Source organism: Tenacibaculum sp. DPLXC6 (assembly GCF_056815515.1).
Genome location: NZ_CP141806.1, coordinates 287,803 through 310,783, shown reverse-complemented (window position 1 = coordinate 310,783; position 22,981 = coordinate 287,803). Strand labels below are relative to the sequence as shown.

Below are 22,981 nucleotides of genomic sequence, written 5' to 3'. Positions count from 1 at the left end.
TTTTTATTCTTTTATATAAAATTCGTAGGCAATTACAGTTTGATTAAAATTATTAACCAAGGATAAATAGTTTTGCATTACCTGAAAATAAGCGGTAAAACTCTGGTTATATTGATATGCATCAATCTCTCCTACCTTATAAGCTAATGCTAGTTTTTTTATAAACTTCTGCGCTTGTGTAACTGTTGAATGAATACTTACCAACTCTTCATTTAAATAAGTAAGCTGTTCTTGTAAGCTTTTATAATTATTCTGAATTACCATAGCCCTGTTATTATTTTCATAAGCTATTTCTTCTTGTATAATTTTTTGCTCTTTAATTTTTGCATTATTAGACCAAAACGAAAGCGGAATATTTACCCCTACATTAAAACCTGTATAGCTGTTCTCGCTTCCTGTTTTTCTGTTAATTATACCCGCTGTTAGTGCAGGAAAATAAGTTGATTTTGCTACAGACACACCTTTAGCAGCTACCTTATTTTGTTGTTCTAAACGCTGAATAAAATCATTTGACAACGAGTCTTTTTGAATTAAAAACTCCTTTTTTTGAGGTAGTTTTTCAAAGGGCTCTATCAAATAATCAATTTGTAATAACTGCTTTAATTCATTTTCTACCTGAATAAAGTTCTTATATGTTTTGTTTTTTTGTGACTGTACTCCTAACGACTGTAATGAGGTTAAATCATTTTCTAATCCTCCTATTTCTCCAGAGGCATGTAACTTATTAGCTATATCTTTTATTTGATTTGTACTAAGCTGTTGCTCTTCCATTAACGATAACAATCCATACAAATAATTCCATTGCTGGTACAAGCTTCTAGCCTTTCTTACTGTTTCTTTCTTAGATATATTGTTATTAATAGTTGCTAAGTTATTTTTCTCTTTAGCTAACTTCTTTTTTTGAATATGTGTTAAAATAGAACCGAAATTCTGATTAACAGACCATTCTTTTTCTGAAATACCATTAGCAACACCAACATCTTGATATTGAACCGTTGTCGGATTCAATTCAATCGCTTTATCTATTCCTGCTTTCGATTTTTCAATAGCTAAGGTTGATTTTTTCATCAACACCGATTTATTCAAAGCTAATTCAATAACTTGTTGTTCCGTTAACTTTTGAGCTACTTCTTGTGCTTGAACTCCAAAAACACCAAGAGTAAATACCACCATAGTTACTATGCCTTTTTTCACTTTTAAGTTGACTTTCTTTTCAAAAAGCATATACAGCACAGGTAAAATAAGTAAGGTTAATAGAGTTGCAGACATCAGTCCTCCAATTACTACGGTAGCTAAAGGTTTTTGTACTTCTGCTCCTGCTGATGATGATAATGCCATTGGTAAAAAGCCTAACGAAGCCACTGCTGCTGTCATAATTACAGGACGTAAACGTACAGATGTTCCTTTTTTTACAATCTCTGTAAGGTCTGATATTCCATTAGCCTTTAAACGATTAAACTCAGCAATTAAAACGATTCCGTTTAACACCGCTACACCAAATAAGGCTATAAAACCTACTCCTGCTGAAATTGAAAAAGGCATCCCTCTTAACCATAAGGCAAAAATTCCACCAATAGCAGACATAGGTATGGCAGTAAATATCAATACACTTTGTTTAATCGATTTAAAAGTAAAATACAGTAACAAAAAGATGAGTAATAAAGCTACTGGTACTGCAATACCCAACCTTGCACGAGCCTCTTCTAAGTTTTTAAAAGTTCCTCCATAAGTAATATAGTATCCTGGGTCGAATGCTATTTTATCTGAGACCTTACCTTTTAGTTCTTTAACAATACTAGCTACATCACGTTCTCTTACATTAAAACCAACTGTTATTCTACGTTTAGCATCATCTCTTTGAATTTGATTTGGACCCGTTTTAAAATCTACAGATGCTACTGCTGTTAACGGAATTTGTGCCCCCGTTGCAGTTGTAATGTATAGTTTACGAATATCTTCAATGCTAGCTCTTCTATTTTTTGCTAAACGCACTACCAAATCGTAACGTTTCTCACCTTCATATACTGATCCTGCACTTTGACCTGCAAAAGCTGCATTAACAGTAGTATTTACATCAGCAATATTGAGTCCATAATACGCTAACTGACTTCTGTTATAATCAATTACAATTTGTTGCAATCCAGTCATTTTTTCAACATACACATCCTCTGCCCCTTCTACATCTGGAATAATTCTACTTAATTGATTGGCATATTTTACCAATTTATTCAGGTCTTCTCCATAAATTTTAAGTACTACATCTTGCCTAGCACCTGTCATCAACTCATTAAATCGCATTTGAATAGGCTGTTGAAAACCGAAAGAAACACCTAGCATGTTTTCATCTAACAATTGTTGCATTTTTTCTGTTAGTTCATTCTTTGTGCTAGCTTTTGTCCATTCATCTTTTTCTTTTAAAATAATAATGATGTCTGAAGCCTCTATTGGCATTGGATCTGTTGGAATTTCCGAAGAACCTATTCTACTTACAATTTGCTCTATTTCGTCTGGAAACTCTTTCATTAACAGTGCTGATGCTTGATTTGAAACATCTATGGTGTACGACAGTGAACTTCCTGTTGATACAATAGCTTGCACTGCTAAATCCCCTTCATCTAAAGAAGGAATAAACTCTGATCCCATTTTAGAAAAAGTTACTAAACTGAGTATAAAAATAGCTACTGAACCTATCACAACTTTTACTTTATGAGTTAGCACAAAGTTGAGTATTGGAGTATATACATTTTGTAATGTTGTGATGATTTTATCTGAAATGTTCTTCTTGTTGTTGATTGTTTTCTTTAAAAACAACGAACTCATCATAGGTACATAGGTAAGTGATAATAAAAAGGCTCCTAAAATTGCAAAACTTACGGTTAATGCCATAGGCTTAAACATTTTTCCTTCAATACCTACTAAGGCAAGAATTGGTAAGTACACTATAAGAATAATAATTTCTCCAAATGCTGCACTTGTTCTTATTTTTGAAGCCGATTCATACACTTCATCATCCATTTGATCTTGGGTTAACTGCGTTCCTGATTTTTTTAACCCCAAATGATGTAATGTTGCCTCTACTATAATTACCGAACCATCTACGATAATACCAAAATCAATAGCTCCTAAACTCATTAAGTTTCCAGAAACACCAAACACCTTCATTAAACTAATAGCAAACAACATTGCTAAAGGTATAACCGACGCTACAATTAACCCCGCTCGTAAATTCCCTAGCAATAACACCAAAATAAAGATGACAATTAAAGCTCCTTCAACAAGGTTGGTTGATACCGTTTTTATGGCTTTATCTACTAATTTAGTTCTATCTAAAAAGGGTTTTATGGCAACTCCTTCTGGCAAACTTTTTTCTATTTGTGTAATTCTTTCTTTTACATTTTCAATCACCTTTGAAGAATTGGCTCCTTTTAACATCATAACAATAGCACCTACCACTTCTCCATCGGTATTTCTTGTCATTGCACCATATCGTACCGCATGTCCTAACTGAACTTTCCCTATATCTTTCATCAAGATAGGGGTTCCATTTACATTGTTTTTTATGACAATATTCTGGATGTCTTCTGGAGTTTTTATCAATCCTTCACTTCTAATAAAGTACGCTTTCGGGTTTTTATCTATATATGCCCCTCCTGTATTTTGATTGTTTTTAGATAGTGCCTCAAAAACCTCATTTATACTAACATTTAACGATTGCAAGCGTTCTGGTTCAATAGCTACTTCGTATTGCTTTAAAAAGCCTCCAAAGCTACTTACATCTGCAACTCCTTCAATTCCTAAAAGTTGACGACGTACAATCCAGTCTTGAATAGAGCGTAACTCCATTGCATCATACTGCTTTTCATATCCTTTTTTAGCGTATAGTGTGTATTGATAAATTTCACCCAATCCTGTGGTTACAGGCGCCATTTCAGGTGTTCCTACTCCTTCAGGAATTTGATTTTTGGCTTCTATCAATCGTTCACTAATTTGTTGACGTGCCCAATAAATATCGGTACTCTCTTTAAAAACGATTGTAACGACGCTTAATCCAAATCGAGAGAAGGAACGAATCTCTTCGATATCTGGAATGTTTGACATGGTGATTTCTATAGGAAACGTAACTAAACGTTCAATATCTTGGGCTGATTGTGAGGGTGCAGATGTTATTATTTGCACCTGATTATTGGTAATATCTGGTACTGCATCAATAGGTAATTGTTTTAGAGAATAGATTCCCCAGCCTATTAATGCGACAACCAATGCTCCAATAATCAATTTATTTTTAATTGAAAATTTTATAATGTTATCTAACATTTTGTATTGATTTAATTCTATTGTAACATAATTTCTACCGGTTATTATTAAATAATCGGTACAACAGTTTGTAGTTCTTGCTTACACAAGAGCTACCGCTGTTTTTAATAATAAAATAGAATTAAGACTTGGGTGGCTGGAAAATAGCCGATAGGTATGAGTTATAATATGTGTTTTGATAAAAGTTAATACTATTTCTTATTTCTAAAAAAATAGGAATATCAAAACTATAATCAATCGGAATAAAATCTGCTGTAACAGTAATTACGTTACAATGATGGTGATGTTCTTTGCTTTTTTCTTCTTCAGTATCATGTTGATGATGCTCATCTTGATGATCTTCATTTAACTCATCGTGATGCACCTCTGATTCAGCTACAAAAACCACAGCATCAGTATGTGCCTGTATAGGAGGCACAACTAATAATAAGGTTAATAATATGATGATACTGTTTTTCACGAATACCGTTTAGGGTTACAAAATTATAAAAATTTATGAATCTTCATTATCCAATCTATCTTTAACGTACTCAATTTTTGTTTTACCATGTGCAAAAGGCTTCCCTTCTTCGTCTAAACTTACCATGATAATTTTATCAATTGCAATAATTGTTTTTCGGGTTATTTTGTTACGAACCTCACAGCTTAAGGTAATAGACGTTGTACCAAACTTTACTACATCAATTCCTATTTCTACAATGTCTCCTTGCTTTGCTGAACTAACAAAATTTATTTCAGACATAAACTTGGTTACTGTTTTTGGAATTTCTAACTGAATAATAGCATATAACGCTACTTCCTCATCAATCCATTGTAATAATCGTCCTCCGAAAAGTGTTCCGTTAGGATTTAAATCTTCTGGTTTTACCCATTTACGTGTGTGAAATCTCATCGTATTTATTGTTCTATATTTTTAGCTTCAAAAGCTACTAAATCGTTATTTACAAAGGTAAAAGTTATTTGTATAGGATTACAACATACCTCACAATCTTCTACATAGGTTTCAGATGTACTAGCATCCAACAACATGGAAATTTCTTCCCAACAATGCGGACATTGAAAAAAGTGTTCATACATCATATTTTATTATAATTTTACCAATTATTTTTTATTAACTGGTTCTGTAACTGGCGGACCTAATTCACAAGGATATTCAACAGTTGTTGTAATATAGTTTCCACTTCCATCAGGTCTATCATAGGTAAACTCACACATTTCTTCTTCATCTGAACAACCGCTAAAAACTAGACAAACAGTACTCAAAAGCAGTACTTTTATTAACTTTTTATTCATTTTTTTTATATTTTACCATAATATTTTCTAACAAACCACTCTATTGACAATAAAACTATAATCAATAATAACAACCATTTCCAATCAACTAAACTTTGTTTTTTGGTAATAGACTTTTGAGTGGTATAAAAAGATGCATCTTCTTGTATCTTTTTTAGTAAATCGTCAACTTTATCTGCATAAACTATAGCTCCGTCTGTTTTTAACGCTAGCTGTTCTAATTTCTTAAAATTAGCATTGGTAAACTGCTCTTCTATCTGATAATCTTCAATTTTAAACCTACCCGAGCTACTTATATTTTGGTTCTTTACTGTTACTGTATATGAATACTCTCCTGAAGCCAATCCTTCAACAGCAACTTGATACGAGTTATTAAATAAAGAAAACGGAATGCTCTTTTTAGCCTTTGTTTCTAAATTAGTTACTGTTAACTCTAAAGATGCTCTGCTATCAAATTGGTAGTTTTTATCAACATAAAAAGCACTTATGGTTATAGGTTCATTGGCTGCGTACAAACGTTGCGCTTTTACATCTAAACGTCTTCTCTTTTTAGTGGATGCTAAATACTGAACTAAGTTTCCTACAAACGTATCAAAACTTTCAAAGCTTTTCTCTTTTAAATAACTGGCGGCTCTCCATTTCCAAATACCCTCACCAAATAGTACTGCATACTTTTTATCATTCTCTTCAAAGGTTGATAATAACGGTTGAGTGGTTTCTACCCCTGCATACTTCTGATACAACAAGCTTTGAGATTCTTTTTTAGTCTGTACTTCTCCAAACTTGTCTTTTAGTGGCGGAAATTGACCAAAACCTATATCCTCTTGATAAAAAGTTAGAAAATCTGGATTGTAAATAGCTGTGTATTCCTCTTTTTGATTGATAACTCTTTTTTGAACTCCTAAACCTTGACTATTCAAAAAGTTCCAATCTGTTTTAGTTCCTGAAACCAGTAAAAAGTTAGATTGTATTTTTTCTAAAGTGGTTTTAAAGTAGCTGTTAGGTTGATACAAAACAAAAAACTGATACGCATCTAAGTTTATATTCTTATCCTGTATCAAAGCAATGTCTACTTTGCGTTGTTTATTGCTCTCTATCGCTTTTTTTAGCGCTCCTAAATCTGGATGTAAAAAAGAACTGAGTAATAAAACTTTGGTTTGCTCATCTAAAACTTCAACTGAAAAGCTTTTATAATTGTTCTTCGTGTTTTTTTCATTCGCTATACTACTTATCGACGCTGTATAATAGTGTACTCCTTTCGTATTAGACACTAAGTTAGCTGTAACAGTTTGCACAGGATTTTCTGGCGAGAAACGCACTCTTTTTGAGAAAACTCTGCTCCCGTTTTTTACGATTGAAAAAGTAGTATTCACCGTTTCTTTTCCCTCATAATACAACAATGCTTCTACAGGAAACTTGTTCTTTACATAGCTGTACTTATTCACATTCAACTGCGAAATTTGAATGTCTTGATACTTAATAGTATCACCAATAACTACAGGAAATACTTTATGCTTTGTTGATGAAAACTCATAATCATTTCCTTGGGTTTGATTTCCATCGGTTATTAAAATAGTAGCTGCATTCTTATCTTTATTCAACTCATTAACAGCTTCAACTGCTTTTGAAATATCTGTTTGTGTTTCAGCAAACGATAAACTATCCAACACCTTAATATCATTCCCAAAAGAAAAATACTGTACATCAAATTTATCTTGAAGTTCTTTGTTACTTTCTACTTTTGATATTAATTCTTGTACCTTTTTTTCTTCTTTAAAAAATTGAGTGGATAACGAATTGTCTGCCAATACAGATAATACAGGTTTTATGTTTTCCGTTTCAAGAGTTGTTATCTTCGGATTAATCAATAGCAACCCAATTAAAAAGAGACTTAGTGCCTTTAAGCTAAAAAGTAAGATGTGTACTTTAGGAGTGCTATTTACCTTATAGAAATATTGAAAAAAAGCAATGGTTACGCTTATTAATACGGCTAATACAATGTAAATTATAGTTATTGACTCCACTCAGCTTATTTTAGTATGTGAAGATAAAAATATCTAACAAATAAAAAGACCTTTTCTTCTTTTTCATTTATGACTTCAATCATAAAAAACTAGTTATCAATTACATAATTTTACTAAAAACTATTATTTATGGTAACTACTGAAAACTTAACCGCTGAAAAAACACTTCAAAAAACAAATAGTATGGGAATTACGGCTTACATCAATAAAAAAATTGCTGAAGGAGAACGAAATAGCATTGGTGTATCTATTATATTAATTACTGTAGGCTCAATGATAGCCTCTATAACAGCTGCTTTAGCCGTAAACGGTGATGTTAATTTATTTGCCCTAATTTTTGCTTGTGTAACAGCTATGGGAGCTAATGCTGCTGCCATAAGTCAACGCCCTTTTAAAATAATTGCATGGGCATTTATTATCAATATACTCGGTAATATTTCGTTGATTTTTTATCTACTTATGTCGTAGTTGTAGGCTTCGGCTTTGCTTCAAACATTCTAAAAAAGAGCATAGAAGCTATGTTTCGTGCTCTTTCTTTAGCTTCATGCGCTTTTGTTCCGTCAAAAAGTTCATCAACCGTTTCAAACCACAATTGCAACCAGCGTCCAAAGTGTTCCTGATAAATAGAATACTCAAAATCCCTATCTACATCTTTGTGTGCTTTCATTGGGTTTCCTTTAAACTTTCTAACAAAAAACAAATTCGTTTCCCAAAAATCGGTGAGCTTTTGTAAATGAGGTTCCCAAGTTTCTTCTGGGATTGTTTTCAAAAATATAGGTCCTATAAAATCATCCTTTCTAATTTTATCATTATAAAAGGTTGATACTAATTTATACACATCTTCCCTATTTTCTATGTCTCTTTTATCCATTTACAAATCGTTGTTGAAATACGCTACAAAAGTATATCTTTATGCAATTGCAATTTATGACTTAAATCATAATGATTCCAGAAGAACTCTTATTAAAATATACCGCTGAAACGAAACGTTATCAAAAAGACGAAATTATTTTTTCTGAAAAGCAAACTGCACACTACTACTACCAAATAGTAAGCGGAGTGGTTAAAATGAATAATTTTAATGATGATGGTAAAGAGTTTATTCAAGGAGTATTTTATAAAAACCAAAGTTTTGGTGAACCTCCTTTGTTTATCGATGTAAAATATCCTGCCAATGCAGTGGCTATTTCTGATAGTACGATTTTAGCTTTGTCTAAAAACAACCTGTTTAAATTACTGCAAGACAATCCTGAAATTCACTTAAAAATTACCCAAAGTTTAGCAAAACGTTTGTATTACAAAGCCATTATTGCTTCTGAAATATCTAGCCAAGAACCTGCCCACAGAGTACTCCGCTTTATTGATTATTTAAAAGACGATGTATATAAAATTGAAGGAAAGTACTCGTTTAAAGTAGCCTATACACGTCAGCAAATAGCCGATATTTTAGGTTTACGAGTGGAAACGGTTATTCGGGTCATAAAATCCTTAGAAAAAAAGGGAGACGTAAAAATTAGCAAACGAAAGGTATATCGTTAAAGCTTTCTTTAAAGTGACCATTTAATAAAATGTGTTACAAACCATAAAAATTAATAGACTTATGGAATTCCGTAAGAATTTGTATATCTCTTGTAGTAAGTTCGCTATAATAGTATAACTAATTAACAAATAACGATAACTCGTTAATAACTTTACCTTTAGATAAAGTATCAGTTTTATTATATTTGAAAACGTATAAAAATTGCTAAACTTTACGATATCCCACGCTTTTGCCGGGATAAAAGAACTAAAGTTTGATATATAACGAGTTGTAGGCAATTTTGACCAACCAAAACCTATAAAATTTGAGAATTGAAAAAATAGCTATCGAGAATGTAAAAGGGATTGACAATCACGAATACGAATACATTCTAGCACCAAACAAACCAATTTTTTTTGTCGCACCAAATGGATTTGGAAAATCTTCATTTGGAATCGCATTTGATTCTCTAACACCTTCAAAAATTGACCTTCATAAAAACCATCTTCATCGGAATAAAGAAGATAATCTTCCTAAAATTAAAATAGCCTGTAATGACCAAGGAAACAAGGTAGAGTTGGTTGCTGATAAAACTAAAAACGAAATTAATCAACAATTTGATGTTTTTGTAATCAATAGCAATTTAGTTGCTAAAGCCAAACTAGCTAATATCAATGGGAACAGAATAGCAAAACCGTCATTAGAAATTAAAAAGACTGTTTTAATAAATACTATTCCTCAAGAAAAACTTTTTGAATACGACCCAAGAGCAGAAAAAGACAAATTCGCACCAATTCAAAAACTACCTAAAAATATCACAGAGATTTTTTCTAATCATTCTGTCCTGGAAGACATAGCATCTAAAGTCGATTTCTCAAAACTAAGTCAGGTTAGAAAATCTAAATTACTTGATGAACTTAAACAAGAAATATTATCTCAAGAAGGTACAACCAAAAGTATAAAGGATTACATAACCAACAACATACTTGATAACATTGAACTGACTGAAATTACTGAGACTTGCGATATTTTAGATAGTTATGATTTACAATGTATCTCAGACAAAGTTGACCAGCTAACTTCCACTTTACAGATAATAAGCGTTTACCAAAGACTAGGTAATGACTTCAAAAAAGCTGTCAAATACCTCGAATATTTAAACGACAAAAAAGAATATGAAGAAGTAATCGCATCAATAAATTCTACAAGATTTAGAATAAGACCATCTATCGAAAATAGAAAAATGGTAATTGAATGGCCAAAAGCATATAATATATCAAATGGACAAAGAGATATCCTAACATTTATAACCCTACTTGTTAAAGCAAGAAAAACATTTAAGAAAGAAAATTGCATTTTAGTAATCGATGAAATATTTGATTATTTGGATGATGCCAATCTTATTTCGTTTCAATACTATATTTCTCAATTCATAGAGGAAATGTCATCGGAGAAGAATTTGTTTCCAATTATAATGACACACCTTGACCCAAAATTTTTTAATCATTTCTGTTTCAATGACAAAAAGATGCAGGTTTGTTATTTACAAAAAGTAAACACTAAAACCAGCAAGGAAATATTGAAAATAATATACAAAAGAGAGGAACCTGATATACAATCGGAACTTGACAAACATTATTTTCACTACCACACAGATAAGTCTTCTGATTTATCTACTCAATTTGACAATCACAAACTGAATAAAGATTGGGGAAATTGTGTAGCTTTTCAAAACAAGGTTTCAAGAGAATTAAGGCGATACTTATTTGAAAGCACACCATATGACCCACTTGCAGTTTGCATAGCATTGCGAATTCAAATTGAAAAATTAGCTTACGAAAAGCTCAAAGAAGCGAATAATCAAAATGAGTTCTTACAGATTAACGGAACAAGAAATAAGCTAAATTTTTGTGTTTCGAGAGGACGAAAAATTCCGGAAGTTTATTATTTGTTGGGTATAATCTATAATACTTCATTACATTTAAAACAAGGACAGGACATCAGAGTTCCCTTATCAATAAAACTGGATAATATTAACATTAAACGGATGATTGAAAGTGTATTCATCCCGAAATAAAAAACTGCCTACAACAATGGCTATAAGTAATTGCTTGTTCTCGCCTACTTTGGAAATTCCGCAGGAATTTCCAACTTGGTGTGTACTTGCAAAGTTAAGTGCTAACCCACGCAACTACTCATAGCCGAGACCGTTAGGCAAAATTAAATCGAAACTAAAAAAATGGCTTTAATTGATTCACTCAGAAATAATCTATCCAGAAAACAAAGCGATTTGACTAAGCTTTTGACAGATAAAGCCAAAGAGCAAAAAAAAATATCCAATACGACAACTAAAATTAATAGAGCGAGTGAAGCTGTTAATCGGAGTAAATCAACTAGTACAATTCAATCTAAACTAAGAGAGATAACTAGATATGAAAAAGACCTTGCTAATTCTTACAAGAAAATAGCGGATATAGAAACTAAGATTGGAAAAAAGAATAAAGAAATTCAAGACGCTCAAACTAAAGTTGACAAGGAATTGGCTTCTATTGATAAAAAAAGAAAAGCTGAAGCAGATAAATTAAGAAGAGAACAAGAACAAAACCTTAGGAATATTGGTTCAACACTTCAACATCATAATAATTTACATACCGAAACACAATATCAAATTGAAGAATTAAAAAATATTCCTGAAAAAATTGTTGTCCTATTTCTTGCATCAAATCCAATTGACCTACAACAATTAAGGTTAGACGAAGAAGCTAGAGCTATATCTGAAATGATACGGAAATCTAAGCATCGAGATTCTGTTAAATTTGAAACCTGTTGGGCAGTTCAACCAATAGACTTATTACAAGCTATTAATGAGTACAAACCATCAATAATTCACTTTAGCGGACACGGATCTGATAATGATGAAATCATTTTTCAAACTAATGATGGTAGAACTAAAATAGTTAGCAAAGAGGCAATTGTACAAACAATTATGGCTTCATCAGACGGAATTAGATTAGTCTTTTTCAATACTTGTTATTCTAAAAATCAAGCCGAAGCGGTATCTGAATATGTTGAAGCAACAATTGGAATGAATACTTCAATCGGAGACGAAGCTGCAAGAATATTTTCATCTCAATTTTATTCTTCCATCAGTTTTGGTTTATCTGTCAAAAAATCTTTCGAACAAGCTAAAGCACTTCTTATGCTAGAAGATATCAGCGAGGAAGAAACACCTGAATTATTTATTAAAGAAGGAATTAATTCTGAGGATTTAATAATTGTAAAACCGAAAAAATAACTATTGCGAACACCGTATAAAATTAATTGCTTGTTCTTGTCTACTTACGAAGTTAAACACAAACCCACGCAACAACTCATACACGAGACCGCTAGTTACAATTCGTTTACAAAAATCTCTACACACTTTATTGTATTTACATATCTGAGAAGAAAACTCGCTAATATTGTGGCACGGGTCGCTGATACTACGGCACGCTCCGTTAACATCACGGCACGGGTCGCTGATACTACGGCATGCTCCGTTAACACCACGGCATGGGTCGCTGATACTAAGGCATGCTCCTTTAACTCCACGGCATGGGTCGCTGATACTACGGCACGCTCCGTTAACACCACGGCATGCTCCGTTGATACCACGGCATGGGTCGCTGATATTACGGCATGCTCCGTTAACACCACGGCATGGGTCGCTGATACTACGGCATGCTCCGTTAACACCACGGCATGGGTCGCTGATATCACGGCATGCTCCGTTAACACCACGGCATGGGTCGCTGATGTCACGGCACGGGTTGCTGATACTACGGCACGCTCCGTTAACATCACGGCACGGGTCGCTGATACTACGGCACGCTCCGTTAACATCACAGCATGGGTCGCTGATACTACGGCACCCTTCGTTGACACCACGGCACGGGTCGCTGATACTACGGCATGCTCCGTTGACACCACGGCATGGGTCGCTGATATCAAGGCACACTCCGTTAACACCACGGCACGGGTCGCTGATATTACGGCATGGGTCGCTAATACTACGACATACTTCTTTGTCCCTAAATAAGATTGCTTTTATTTAGTACTAAAATTCCTGTAGTTTATCTCTAAAAAAAGGGAAGTATTTTCTATTTTTGTGCCTTTCAACACAACAACAAAACATGAACTTAACAGAATTAAACGCCATCTCTCCTATTGATGGTAGATACCGTAACAAAGTAGCAAGCTTAGCGAACTATTTTTCAGAAGAAGCTTTAATAAAATATCGTGTAAAGGTAGAAATTGAATATTTCATTGCTTTATGTGAAATTCCATTACCTCAGTTAGCCGATTTCAACAAAGAGTTATACGCTGATTTACGTAAAATTTACGAAGATTTTTCTGCTGAAGATGCGCTAAAAATCAAAGAAATTGAAAACGTTACCAATCACGATGTAAAAGCTGTTGAGTACTTTATTAAAGAAAAGTTTGACGCTTTAAGCTTACAGAAATATAAAGAATTTATCCACTTCGGATTAACATCTCAAGATATTAACAACACTGCTATTCCATTATCTATAAAAGATGCTATGGAAGAAGTATACTACCCTACTTTAGATACTTTAGTTTGCAAATTAGCTGATTTATCTGAAGAATGGGAAAACGTACCAATGTTAGCAAGGACTCACGGACAACCAGCCTCTCCTACTCGTTTAGGAAAAGAGTTTTTTGTATTTGTAGAGCGTATTAACAATCAGGTTATTCACATACAACATACACCACATGCTGCGAAGTTTGGTGGAGCTACAGGTAATTACAATGCACACAAAGTAGCGTATCCGGATATCGACTGGAAAAACTTCGGTACTCATTTCGTTGAAGAAGTGTTAGGTTTACACCACTCCTTCCCTACTACGCAAATTGAGCACTACGATCACATGGCTGCTTTATACGACGGATTAAAACGTGTAAATACAATTTTAATTGATTTAGATCGCGATGTTTGGACGTACGTTTCTAACGACTACTTCAAACAAAAAATTAAGAAAGGTGAAGTAGGTTCATCTGCAATGCCACATAAAGTAAATCCTATTGATTTTGAAAACTCTGAAGGAAACTTAGGTATTGCCAATGCTATTTTTGAGCATTTATCTGCTAAGTTACCAGTTTCAAGATTACAACGTGATTTAACTGATAGTACTGTATTACGTAACGTTGGAGTTCCTTTTGGACATACGTTAATTGGTTTTGCTTCTACCTTAAAAGGATTGAACAAGTTATTATTAAACGAAGCTAAATTTGCTGAAGATTTAGAAAATAACTGGGCAGTAGTTGCTGAGGCTATTCAAACTATTTTACGTCGTGAAGCATATCCTAATCCATACGAAGCATTAAAAGGATTAACGCGTACCAACGAAAAAATCAACAAAGATTCTATCGCTAATTTTATTGATACTTTAGAAGTTTCTGATGCGATTAAGAATGAATTAAAACAAATTACACCATCTAATTACACAGGTATATAATGAGATATTTACTTACTTTTTTAGTTTTATTTTTAGCTATTTCGTGTGCTCCAGAAAAAAAAGGAGATCCTACACGTTTTGTTCACGGAACGTTTGAAATTCCTGCTGGTGATAACTACGGAAAAACAACTATTGTAAGAAAAGACAGCTTACAAATAGAAGAATACACTAAAAAAGTAAGTATTTCAACTGACAGTTTAGTTACTGAAAAAGAAATAAAACATATAGATACACTCTACATCAAATGGAAAAATAATTTTGCATACACTTTGCAAATGAAAAGTCCGAAAACTGATTTAGATAAAGATCCTATATTTGTTCAAATAACTAAAGTAACTGACAGTTCTTATAGTTTTACCGCAAAAATTGGCTATTCTAACTTTAAGCAAAAAGGAACTGTATATAAAGTAAAATAAACTATGGAAATTTTCTTACAACCTGATACGTGGGGTGCACTTGTAACCTTAACGTTTTTAGAAATTGTATTAGGTATTGACAACATTATTTTTATTTCAATAGCTGCAAATAAGCTACCTGAAAATCAACAAAAAAAAGCGACTAATATTGGGCTATTCTTAGCTATGATACTTCGTATTGCTTTACTTTTTGGTATTTCATTGCTTATTGCTATGAATTCTCCTTTTTTTAATATCGATTTATCTTGGTTTAATGCAGGAGTTACCGGTCAAGCATTAATTTTATTTGCTGGTGGTATATTCCTTTTATATAAGAGTACTAAAGAAATTCACCATAAAGTAGAAGGACATCTTGAAGACGAAACTGATGGTAAACCTAAAAAAGGCTATACATTAACACAAGCTATTATACAAATTACGTTAATTAACATCGTTTTCTCTTTTGATTCTATTTTAACGGCCGTAGGAATGACCAATGGTATTGAAGGAGCTATGATAATTATGATTACTTCAGTAGTCTTGTCTATGGTTATTATGATGTTATTTGCAAACCCTGTAGGGAAGTTTGTTAGTAAGCACCCAACGATTCAAATGTTAGGCTTGTCTTTCTTAATCTTAATTGGGTTTATGCTGATTGCTGAAGGTGCTCACTTATCTCACGCTACTCTTTTTGGAGAAGAAATAGGTAGTATACCTAAAGCCTATTTATACTTTGCTATTACTTTTTCTTTAGTAGTAGAAATGTTAAACATGAAAATGCGAGGCAACTCAAAAAAGCATTAAGAGATATTAAAACTATAAAAAAATAAAACCTAATAGTAAATTTCTATTAGGTTTTATTTTTTTACTTTTGTCTACCGTGATTAAGCTCAAAAAACATATTGCGCTATTAAGTATCTTAATTCTACTATTACCTACAGTAGTTTTAACGATACACTTATTTGAAAATCATGAGCATACTGTTTGTACATCTACTAGCGAGCATCACTTTCATGCGGAAGAACTAGATTGTTCTTTAGCACATTATCATTTAAACACATTTACGTATCAAACAGCTGAGAACTTTTCAGTTGTACCACAACACTTTTACAAATTAGATTACGAGGCGCAACCTCAGTTAATCTCTTATGTATATACTGATAAAAAATCTTCAAGAGCACCACCATATTTTACTGTATCATAACATTGTTATAAAAACTAACAAAACACATCGTTAACAGTAAAATTCATTTTAATGAAGAAATTAATAAACTTCCTATTATTTATAGGAGTATCTGCTATATATGCACAAAACAGTTTATCAGGAAAAATTACAGACACTGATAATCAACCACTTTTAGGAGTAGAAGTATACTCAGAACAATTACATAAAGGAACGGTAACCAACGAAAATGGTACCTACAACATACAAAACATCCCTAACGGAAAAGTTACCTTTAACTTTACTTTTTTAGGGTTTAAAACTGTTTCAAAAGAATTTGATTTTAATAATGAAAACATCTCTTTTGATCTGCACTTAGAAGAGTCTATTTTTAAAATAGATGAAGTTATTATTTCAACTCCTTTTAATAAGTTACAATCAGAAAATGTAATGAAAGTTGAACGTCTTTCTGCTAGAGCTCTTCAAAAAACAGGAGCTACAACATTGGCTGAAGGAATTACAAACATTGCAGGGGTATCTCAAGTTTCTACAGGAACGTCTATTGGTAAACCTGTTATTAGAGGTTTAAGCGGAAATAGAGTTTTAGTATACACACAAGGTATTCGATTAGAAAACCAACAGTTTGGTGGAGAACACGGTTTGGGTATTAACGATGCTGGTGTTGCTGGTGTAGAAGTTATTAAAGGTCCTGCTTCTCTTTTATACGGTTCTGATGCTTTAGGTGGTGTTTTATATATTCAACCAGAAAAATTTGCTCCAGAGAATACTACTAAACTTAATGTGAATCAGCGTTACTTTAGTAATACTTTAGGTACAAATACTTCGGTTGGCTTAACATCTTCTTTAAAAAACTGGCAATTCTTAGCTAGAGGAACTTATGCGCAACACGCAGATTACAAAACACCTGATTATAGAGTAACCAATACACGTTTTAAGGAAAAAGATTTAAAATTAGGTGTAGGATTTCATGAGAAAAACTTTTCTTCTGAGTTACGCTATAACTTCAACAATTCTAAGTTAGGACTAACAGAAGGAATTGGAGAACAAACGAAAGAAACGCATTTTGAAACTCCTTATCAAGATATTGACAATCATATTATAAGCTTACACAATCATATTTTCTTTAAAAACTCAAAATTAGACATCGATTTAGGGTATACTATTAATAACCGTAAAGAGTTTGAAGAACATGAGGAGCATGAAGAAGAAGAAACTGAAGAAGAGCACGAAGAGCATGAAGAAGGTGAAGCTGCTTTAGATATGAAGTTAAAAACGTTTAGTTATAACACTAAATATCACCTTCCTAAGTTTGGTAAATTTGAAGTTTTAGTGGGTGCACAAGGTTTACACCAAACCAATACTAACTTTGGTGAAGAATTGTTAATTCCTAATGCTACTGTAAACGATTTTGGTGTATTTACTACAGCCAACTTTGAAGTAAATGATAATACTTCTTTACAAGCTGGTATTCGATATGACAATAGAGCTATAACTACCGAAAGACATGAAGTAGCTCATGAAGATGAAATACATATTTTTGAAGCTATAGATAAATCTTTTAATAGTTTTACTGCTTCTTTTGGTGCAAAAACCAAGCTTTTTAATGCTCTTACAACTCGTTTAAATATTGCTAGCGGATTTAGAGCTCCAAACCTTGCTGAATTAACTTCTAACGGAGTACATCACGGTACAAATCGTTTTGAAATTGGTAACAACAACCTAGTTAACGAGAAGAATTTACAATTTGATCTTTCTTTAGATTATAACACTGAACACTTTGAGTTATTTGCCAATGGTTTTTATAATAAATTAAACGATTACATCTACTTATCTCCTACTGGTGAAATTGAAGATGATGCTCCTGTGTATTCTTACTCTCAAGAAGATGCAAAATTGTATGGAGGTGAGTTTGGTTTCCACTTACACCCTCACCCTCTTGATTGGCTACATTTAGAAAGTAGTTTTGAAACGGTAATTGGTAAACAAGATAATGGAAACTATTTACCACTAATTCCAGCAAATACCTTAAAAAACACACTAAGAACTGAGTTTTCTAATGAAAAATGGTTACCAAACGGATATGCTTCTGTAAGTTTACATTCATTTTTTAAGCAAGATAATGTGAGTGAGTTTGAAACAGCAACACCTGCATATAACTTAGTAAACTTGGGTATTGGAGGTGATATTATTATTAGTAAATACACTTTTACTACATCTTTAACCATAAATAATCTTCTTGATAAGAAGTACATAAATCACTTATCTAGATTAAAGCCTGATAATATTTTTAACCCTGGTAGAAATATTGTTTTAGGAATAAACTTTACTTTATAAAATAAATAACTCCCCAGTAACGCTGTTGCTGGGGAGCTTTTTATATAAACAAACTTTAACTTAATAAAGTTACCCGTCTTTTCTTTTTTTAAGCAATTCCGGAAACTTGCGTTTAAACCGATTTAATCGAGGAATTGATACTTTTTGCACATATGGATTCTCTGGGTGCAAACGTTCATAGTTTTGATGATACTCTTCCGCAGGATAAAACCTCTCCATCTTTTTAACCTCCGTAACTATTTTCCCTTGATAAACATCTTCATTTAATCTTTTAATAGTACTTTCTATTATCTGCTTTTCTTCTTGTGTTTTATAAAACGCTATTGACCTATATTGTGAACCATAATCTGGATGTTGCCCGTTTTTAGTAGTTGGATTATGCGAACCAAAAAATACAGTAACTAATGTTTGAAAACTAACTTTTTTCGGGTTGTAATATACTGCTACCGATTCTGCATGTCCTGTACGACCTGTTCCAATTGTTTTATAGGTTGGATTTTTAGTGTGCCCTCCTGCATATCCTGATACTGCTTCCTCTACTCCATTCACACTTTCAAAAATTGCTTCTACACACCAAAAACAACCACTTGCAAAGTAAGCTACTTTTGTTTCTGAGGTTATTTGTATTGATACCTCTTTTAGTTTTTCTTCCTTTTTTTGTGAGAAACTTAATAATGTTACCCCTAAAACAATAGCCGTAAACACTGCTACTCCTTTGAATATCTTCATATAATTAGTATTATTTATATGTTAGTTGGTCGTACAAAGAATACATTTTTTACAATTGTTTACAACTTTAATATTTCCTTAAGAATTTTGTTTGCGTGTTGCCACTGTGTTTTCTATTTTTGTTCAAGTAAACAGTAGATTTTAATGGAACATTTTATAGTATCGGCACGTAAATATCGTCCTCAAAATTTTGAGGATGTGGTAGGGCAACAAGCCATTACTAATACGTTAGAAAATGCTATTCAAAACAACCATTTAGCTCAGGCTTTATTGTTTACAGGACCTCGTGGAGTTGGTAAAACATCTTGTGCTCGTATCTTGGCTAAACGTATTAACCAAGAAGATGCAACTACAGACGATGAAGATTTTGCTTTTAATATTTTTGAATTAGATGCGGCTTCTAACAACTCTGTTGATGATATTCGTAACTTAACTGATCAAGTTCGTATACCTCCTCAAACAGGAAAATACAAAGTGTATATCATTGATGAGGTTCACATGCTTTCTCAAGCTGCTTTCAACGCTTTTTTAAAGACGTTAGAAGAACCACCAGCACACGCTATTTTTATTTTAGCGACTACAGAAAAACATAAAATTATACCAACGATATTATCTCGTTGTCAAATTTTTGATTTTAAACGTATTGGTGTTTTAGATGCTAAAGAGTATTTAAAAACAATTTGTGCTAAAGAGAATATTACTGCTGAAGATGATGCACTTCATGTAATTGCTCAAAAAGCTGACGGTGCAATGCGTGACGCCCTTTCTATTTTTGATAGGGTTGTAAGTTTCTCTGGAAACAACCTAACTCGCGAAGCTGTTACCCAAAACTTAAATGTGTTAGACTACGATGTGTATTTTAACATTACCGATTTATTACTTGGAAATAAAATTCCAGAAGTTTTAATGGCTTTTAATGATGTATTAGGAAAAGGTTTTGAGGGACATCATTTTATAAACGGTTTAGCTTCTCACTTTAGAGATTTGTTAGTTGCAAAAGATCAAGCTACTATTGCTTTGTTAGAGGTTGGTGATAACACTAAGAAAAAATACTTAGAACAGGCTTCTAAAGCTAGTATGCAGTTTTTACTCCCAGCTATAGATAAGGCTAATGATTGCGACTTGAAATATCGAGGAAGTAAAAACCAACGATTATTGGTAGAACTTACTTTAATGCAAATTGCCTCTATCACTTTTGATGGAGCAAAAAAAAAATCTAGCAACTACATAATTCCTGCTACTTTTTTTACCTCTTTATCTCCTTCAGTTAAAAAGACTGGGGTGAAACCTGCTGTTGCTAAAAGTCCTAAAAAAACTGAAACAGCTCCAGTAACAACTACAGTTACAAAAGAGGCTCCTGCTAAACCTGTTTTAAAGAATATTAAGCGTCGTACTTCTGCATTATCTTTAAAAAGTTTACATCAAAAGAAAGAAGTTAAAAGTACTATAGATGTAGAAGAAAACTACGACAATCATCCAAGAACTCCTTTCACTCAAGATGAGTTAAAAGATGCTTGGAAAAAATACTATTTCCAACTACAAAATTTTGGAGAACGAAGTATAGCTGCCATTTTAGCTTCTGATGAACCTAAGTTACAAGAGGATTTTACTATTATTTTTTCATTACCTAATGACTTAATGAAGTCTCAACTTGAAAAAGGTAAGCCTAAACTATTACGCTTTTTACGTGAAAAGTTAAATAACTATGGTATTCAAATTAATGTTATTGTAAATGAAACTGTAGAAAAAAAGTTTGCCTATACTCCTCAAGAGAAATATGACAAACTCAAAGAAAAAAATCCGTTAATTGAAAAGTTAAAGAATACTTTCGGGTTAGATGTTTAAATTCTTCCCTACATAAACTAACTTCCAATCTTCAATTTTCTTAACGTTTTTCTCAAATTCTGAAATTAATAAAATTTCATTCTTTTGACTCTTAACAAAAATTGGTATTGATTTTTGATCTCGGTTAATTTCTTCAATTTTCCTCTTATAATCATCAATAGAATTGACTACTGTTTCATGAATTTCAGGGAATTCTCTTACAGCTTCCATTAAATTAATATAGTCGTCTTCTATTGTAAATAAATGATCTTCATCTTCATAATCCTTCGTAATAACTTCTTGTGAAGTTGCTAAACGATAAGCCCCTTGCTCACCAAAAATCGATGAAAAGTTTGAGATTACAAATTTGTTAATTGAATCACTTCCTGTCATTGCTATTAAATATCCTACATCATTTAATTCAATATTATCTGTTAACTCATCATCGTAAATATTTACTTCAATTGATTCTAATCCTTCTTCTTTAGCTTTTTCTACATTTTCAATATTAGAATCAATTAATACTACTCTTCTTTTATTCTCTTTTAAGTACTTCGCAATCATCCTTGCTAAATCTGAAGCTCCAACAATCATAATTGCATTAGAACGCTCTAAAAACACTCCTACTAGCTTAGAAAACAATCTTGCTGTGGTTGCATTTAGTAAAACAGTTCCTAAAACTACCATAAATACCAAAGGGGTTATATACTCAGCACCATCAATTCCTTGCTTTAGCAGTTTACTTCCAAATAAAGAAGCAATACCTGCCGCAACAATACCTCTTGGTCCTACCCAACTAATAAACAGTTTTTCGTTTGTTTTTAAGTTTGATTTTGATGTACTTAAAAATACTGCTAATGGACGTATTACAAACACTATTAAAGCAAATAAAAGCAGTGTTTTCCACTCATATAATAGCGTTAGTTCTTTATAATCAATATTTGCTGATAGTAAAATAAATAATATTGAGATTAATAAAACACTTAATGATTCTTTAAAGTATAATATCTCTTTTAAATTCTTAAGTTTACTATTCCCCAGTACCATTCCCATAACCACAACTGCTAGTAATCCTGATTCATGAGCAAATAATTCAGACTCTACAAACACTAATAAAACAGTAGATAAGGAAACTACATTTAATAAGTAATGTGGCACCCATTTTTTATTGATTACAAATATTAAAGCATGCGCGAAAGTGAATCCGAAAGTGGTTCCAAAAAGGATTATTTTTAAGAATTCTAATAATGCAGTTCCTGTAAAACCTGCACCACCTCCTACACTTATAAATTCAAAAACAAGTACAGCTACTAATGCTCCTATAGGGTCTATTAAAATTCCTTCCCATTTTAAAACTGCTGAGACGTCTTTTTTAAGTGGTATATTTCTAAGAATTGGTGTTATTACTGTAGGTCCTGTAACGATTATTAATCCAGAAAACAAAAATGACAATTCCCAACCTAATCCAAACACATAATGAGCAATTATAGCTCCTCCAAAAAAGGTTACTGCTGATCCTAAAGTTATTAATTTGGTAATAACAGGACCTATATTTTTTATTTCTCCGCGTCGTAAGGTTAATCCTCCTTCAAAAAGGATAATACTAATAGATAATGAGACAAAATAATACAAACCATCACCAGGAAATAGCCCTTTTTCACCGTCCCAAACGGGTTCTATCCATTTACTTCCATCATCATTAAAAAATTCTGCTGCAATAGGCCCTACAAGTAATCCAATTAAGATTAAAGGTAAAATTGCTGGTATTTTAAACCTCCAAGCTACCCATTGCGCCAAAATTCCAAGTATAATTATCCCTGCTAGTTCTAACATAGTTTATTTTTAAAAAG

The 22,981-nt window shown here is 32.5% G+C and carries 20 protein-coding genes; 10 read left to right on the top strand and 10 right to left on the bottom strand.

Annotation, left to right across the window (positions count from 1 at the left end):
* Positions 1-3: 3 nt before the first annotated feature.
* From VCM48_RS01325 to VCM48_RS01300, 6 genes are all read right to left on the bottom strand, one after another.
* Positions 4-4,314, bottom strand: coding sequence for a CusA/CzcA family heavy metal efflux RND transporter (locus tag VCM48_RS01325; RefSeq protein ID WP_482271329.1), 4,311 nt, complete (start codon positions 4,312-4,314; stop codon positions 4-6).
* Positions 4,315-4,435: 121 nt separating this feature from the next.
* A complete protein-coding gene (locus tag VCM48_RS01320) occupies positions 4,436-4,774 on the bottom strand; it encodes a hypothetical protein (RefSeq protein ID WP_482271328.1) in 339 nt (112 codons plus the stop codon).
* Between the two features lie 33 nt (positions 4,775-4,807).
* On the bottom strand, positions 4,808-5,206 hold the full coding sequence (locus VCM48_RS01315) for an acyl-CoA thioesterase (RefSeq protein WP_099214563.1): 399 nt from the start codon (positions 5,204-5,206) through the stop codon (positions 4,808-4,810).
* Between the two features lie 5 nt (positions 5,207-5,211).
* Complete coding sequence (locus tag VCM48_RS01310) at positions 5,212-5,391, bottom strand: CPXCG motif-containing cysteine-rich protein (protein ID WP_047790511.1); 180 nt, start codon at positions 5,389-5,391, stop codon at positions 5,212-5,214.
* Between the two features lie 24 nt (positions 5,392-5,415).
* A complete protein-coding gene (locus tag VCM48_RS01305; RefSeq protein ID WP_482271327.1) occupies positions 5,416-5,607 on the bottom strand; it encodes a hypothetical protein in 192 nt (63 codons plus the stop codon).
* 5 nt (positions 5,608-5,612) lie between these two features.
* Positions 5,613-7,631, bottom strand: a complete 2,019-nt coding sequence (locus VCM48_RS01300; RefSeq protein WP_482271326.1) for a VWA domain-containing protein — start codon at positions 7,629-7,631, stop codon at positions 5,613-5,615.
* A 129-nt stretch (positions 7,632-7,760) separates the two neighbouring features.
* Here VCM48_RS01300 and VCM48_RS01295 point away from each other — a divergent pair, with 129 nt between their 5' ends.
* Positions 7,761-8,099, top strand: coding sequence for a hypothetical protein (locus VCM48_RS01295; RefSeq protein WP_253680696.1), 339 nt, complete (start codon positions 7,761-7,763; stop codon positions 8,097-8,099).
* Here the strand turns inward: VCM48_RS01295 and VCM48_RS01290 are convergent.
* A complete protein-coding gene (locus VCM48_RS01290; protein ID WP_125067730.1) occupies positions 8,089-8,502 on the bottom strand; it encodes a group III truncated hemoglobin in 414 nt (137 codons plus the stop codon). The two genes, VCM48_RS01295 and VCM48_RS01290, sit on opposite strands and share 11 nt — an antisense overlap.
* Positions 8,503-8,573: 71 nt before the next feature.
* On the opposite strand from VCM48_RS01290, the gene VCM48_RS01285 reads away from it, so the two are divergent.
* From VCM48_RS01285 to VCM48_RS01275, 3 genes are all read left to right on the top strand, one after another.
* Positions 8,574-9,170: a Crp/Fnr family transcriptional regulator gene (locus VCM48_RS01285; protein ID WP_482271325.1), complete on the top strand. Its 597-nt coding sequence runs from the start codon at positions 8,574-8,576 to the stop codon at positions 9,168-9,170.
* 305 nt (positions 9,171-9,475) lie between these two features.
* The gene (locus tag VCM48_RS01280) at positions 9,476-11,227 is read left to right on the top strand and encodes a hypothetical protein (RefSeq protein ID WP_482271324.1); all 1,752 of its coding nucleotides are present in this window, start codon (positions 9,476-9,478) and stop codon (positions 11,225-11,227) included.
* A gap of 162 nt (positions 11,228-11,389) precedes the next feature.
* Positions 11,390-12,445, top strand: coding sequence for a hypothetical protein (locus tag VCM48_RS01275; RefSeq protein ID WP_482271323.1), 1,056 nt, complete (start codon positions 11,390-11,392; stop codon positions 12,443-12,445).
* Positions 12,446-12,540: 95 nt separating this feature from the next.
* On the opposite strand, the gene VCM48_RS01270 is transcribed toward VCM48_RS01275, so the two are convergent.
* On the bottom strand, positions 12,541-13,140 hold the full coding sequence (locus tag VCM48_RS01270; protein WP_482271322.1) for a hypothetical protein: 600 nt from the start codon (positions 13,138-13,140) through the stop codon (positions 12,541-12,543).
* Between the two features lie 182 nt (positions 13,141-13,322).
* On the opposite strand from VCM48_RS01270, the gene purB reads away from it, so the two are divergent.
* The 5 genes from purB to VCM48_RS01245 all read left to right on the top strand — a co-directional run bounded on the left by purB (position 13,323) and on the right by VCM48_RS01245 (position 18,578).
* A complete protein-coding gene (gene purB, locus VCM48_RS01265) occupies positions 13,323-14,666 on the top strand; it encodes an adenylosuccinate lyase (RefSeq protein WP_482271321.1) in 1,344 nt (447 codons plus the stop codon).
* Entirely contained in the window at positions 14,666-15,082 is a 417-nt protein-coding gene (locus tag VCM48_RS01260; protein WP_274641399.1) for a hypothetical protein, read from the top strand. Before purB ends, VCM48_RS01260 begins: the two co-directional genes overlap by 1 nt.
* A gap of 3 nt (positions 15,083-15,085) precedes the next feature.
* Complete coding sequence (locus VCM48_RS01255) at positions 15,086-15,865, top strand: TerC family protein (RefSeq protein WP_440121390.1); 780 nt, start codon at positions 15,086-15,088, stop codon at positions 15,863-15,865.
* A 76-nt stretch (positions 15,866-15,941) separates the two neighbouring features.
* Entirely contained in the window at positions 15,942-16,265 is a 324-nt protein-coding gene (locus VCM48_RS01250; RefSeq protein ID WP_482271320.1) for a hypothetical protein, read from the top strand.
* 51 nt (positions 16,266-16,316) lie between these two features.
* The gene (locus tag VCM48_RS01245) at positions 16,317-18,578 is read left to right on the top strand and encodes a TonB-dependent receptor (protein WP_482271319.1); all 2,262 of its coding nucleotides are present in this window, start codon (positions 16,317-16,319) and stop codon (positions 18,576-18,578) included.
* Positions 18,579-18,647: 69 nt separating this feature from the next.
* Here the strand turns inward: VCM48_RS01245 and msrA are convergent, their stop codons facing one another.
* Positions 18,648-19,307: a peptide-methionine (S)-S-oxide reductase MsrA gene (gene msrA / locus VCM48_RS01240; RefSeq protein WP_482271318.1), complete on the bottom strand. Its 660-nt coding sequence runs from the start codon at positions 19,305-19,307 to the stop codon at positions 18,648-18,650.
* A 144-nt stretch (positions 19,308-19,451) separates the two neighbouring features.
* Here msrA and dnaX point away from each other — a divergent pair, with 144 nt between their 5' ends.
* Positions 19,452-21,152 (top strand): DNA polymerase III subunit gamma/tau, encoded by a 1,701-nt coding sequence (gene dnaX / locus VCM48_RS01235; protein WP_482271317.1) that lies wholly within the window; start codon positions 19,452-19,454, stop codon positions 21,150-21,152.
* Here dnaX and VCM48_RS01230 read toward each other — a convergent pair.
* Positions 21,141-22,964, bottom strand: coding sequence for a cation:proton antiporter (locus VCM48_RS01230; RefSeq protein WP_482271316.1), 1,824 nt, complete (start codon positions 22,962-22,964; stop codon positions 21,141-21,143). The two genes, dnaX and VCM48_RS01230, sit on opposite strands and share 12 nt — an antisense overlap.
* Positions 22,965-22,981: the final 17 nt, after the last annotated feature.

Coding starts and splice junctions, on each gene's coding strand:
- VCM48_RS01325 (WP_482271329.1), bottom strand. CDS start 4,314: ATGTTAGATAACATTATAAAATTTTCAATTAAAAATAAATTGATTATT.
- VCM48_RS01315 (WP_099214563.1), bottom strand. CDS start 5,206: ATGAGATTTCACACACGTAAATGGGTAAAACCAGAAGATTTAAATCCT.
- VCM48_RS01310 (WP_047790511.1), bottom strand. CDS start 5,391: ATGTATGAACACTTTTTTCAATGTCCGCATTGTTGGGAAGAAATTTCC.
- VCM48_RS01305 (WP_482271327.1), bottom strand. CDS start 5,607: ATGAATAAAAAGTTAATAAAAGTACTGCTTTTGAGTACTGTTTGTCTA.
- VCM48_RS01295 (WP_253680696.1), top strand. CDS start 7,761: ATGGTAACTACTGAAAACTTAACCGCTGAAAAAACACTTCAAAAAACA.
- VCM48_RS01290 (WP_125067730.1), bottom strand. CDS start 8,502: ATGGATAAAAGAGACATAGAAAATAGGGAAGATGTGTATAAATTAGTA.
- VCM48_RS01285 (WP_482271325.1), top strand. CDS start 8,574: ATGATTCCAGAAGAACTCTTATTAAAATATACCGCTGAAACGAAACGT.
- VCM48_RS01275 (WP_482271323.1), top strand. CDS start 11,390: ATGGCTTTAATTGATTCACTCAGAAATAATCTATCCAGAAAACAAAGC.
- purB (WP_482271321.1), top strand. CDS start 13,323: ATGAACTTAACAGAATTAAACGCCATCTCTCCTATTGATGGTAGATAC.
- VCM48_RS01260 (WP_274641399.1), top strand. CDS start 14,666: ATGAGATATTTACTTACTTTTTTAGTTTTATTTTTAGCTATTTCGTGT.
- VCM48_RS01255 (WP_440121390.1), top strand. CDS start 15,086: ATGGAAATTTTCTTACAACCTGATACGTGGGGTGCACTTGTAACCTTA.
- VCM48_RS01245 (WP_482271319.1), top strand. CDS start 16,317: ATGAAGAAATTAATAAACTTCCTATTATTTATAGGAGTATCTGCTATA.
- msrA (WP_482271318.1), bottom strand. CDS start 19,307: ATGAAGATATTCAAAGGAGTAGCAGTGTTTACGGCTATTGTTTTAGGG.
- dnaX (WP_482271317.1), top strand. CDS start 19,452: ATGGAACATTTTATAGTATCGGCACGTAAATATCGTCCTCAAAATTTT.
- VCM48_RS01230 (WP_482271316.1), bottom strand. CDS start 22,964: ATGTTAGAACTAGCAGGGATAATTATACTTGGAATTTTGGCGCAATGG.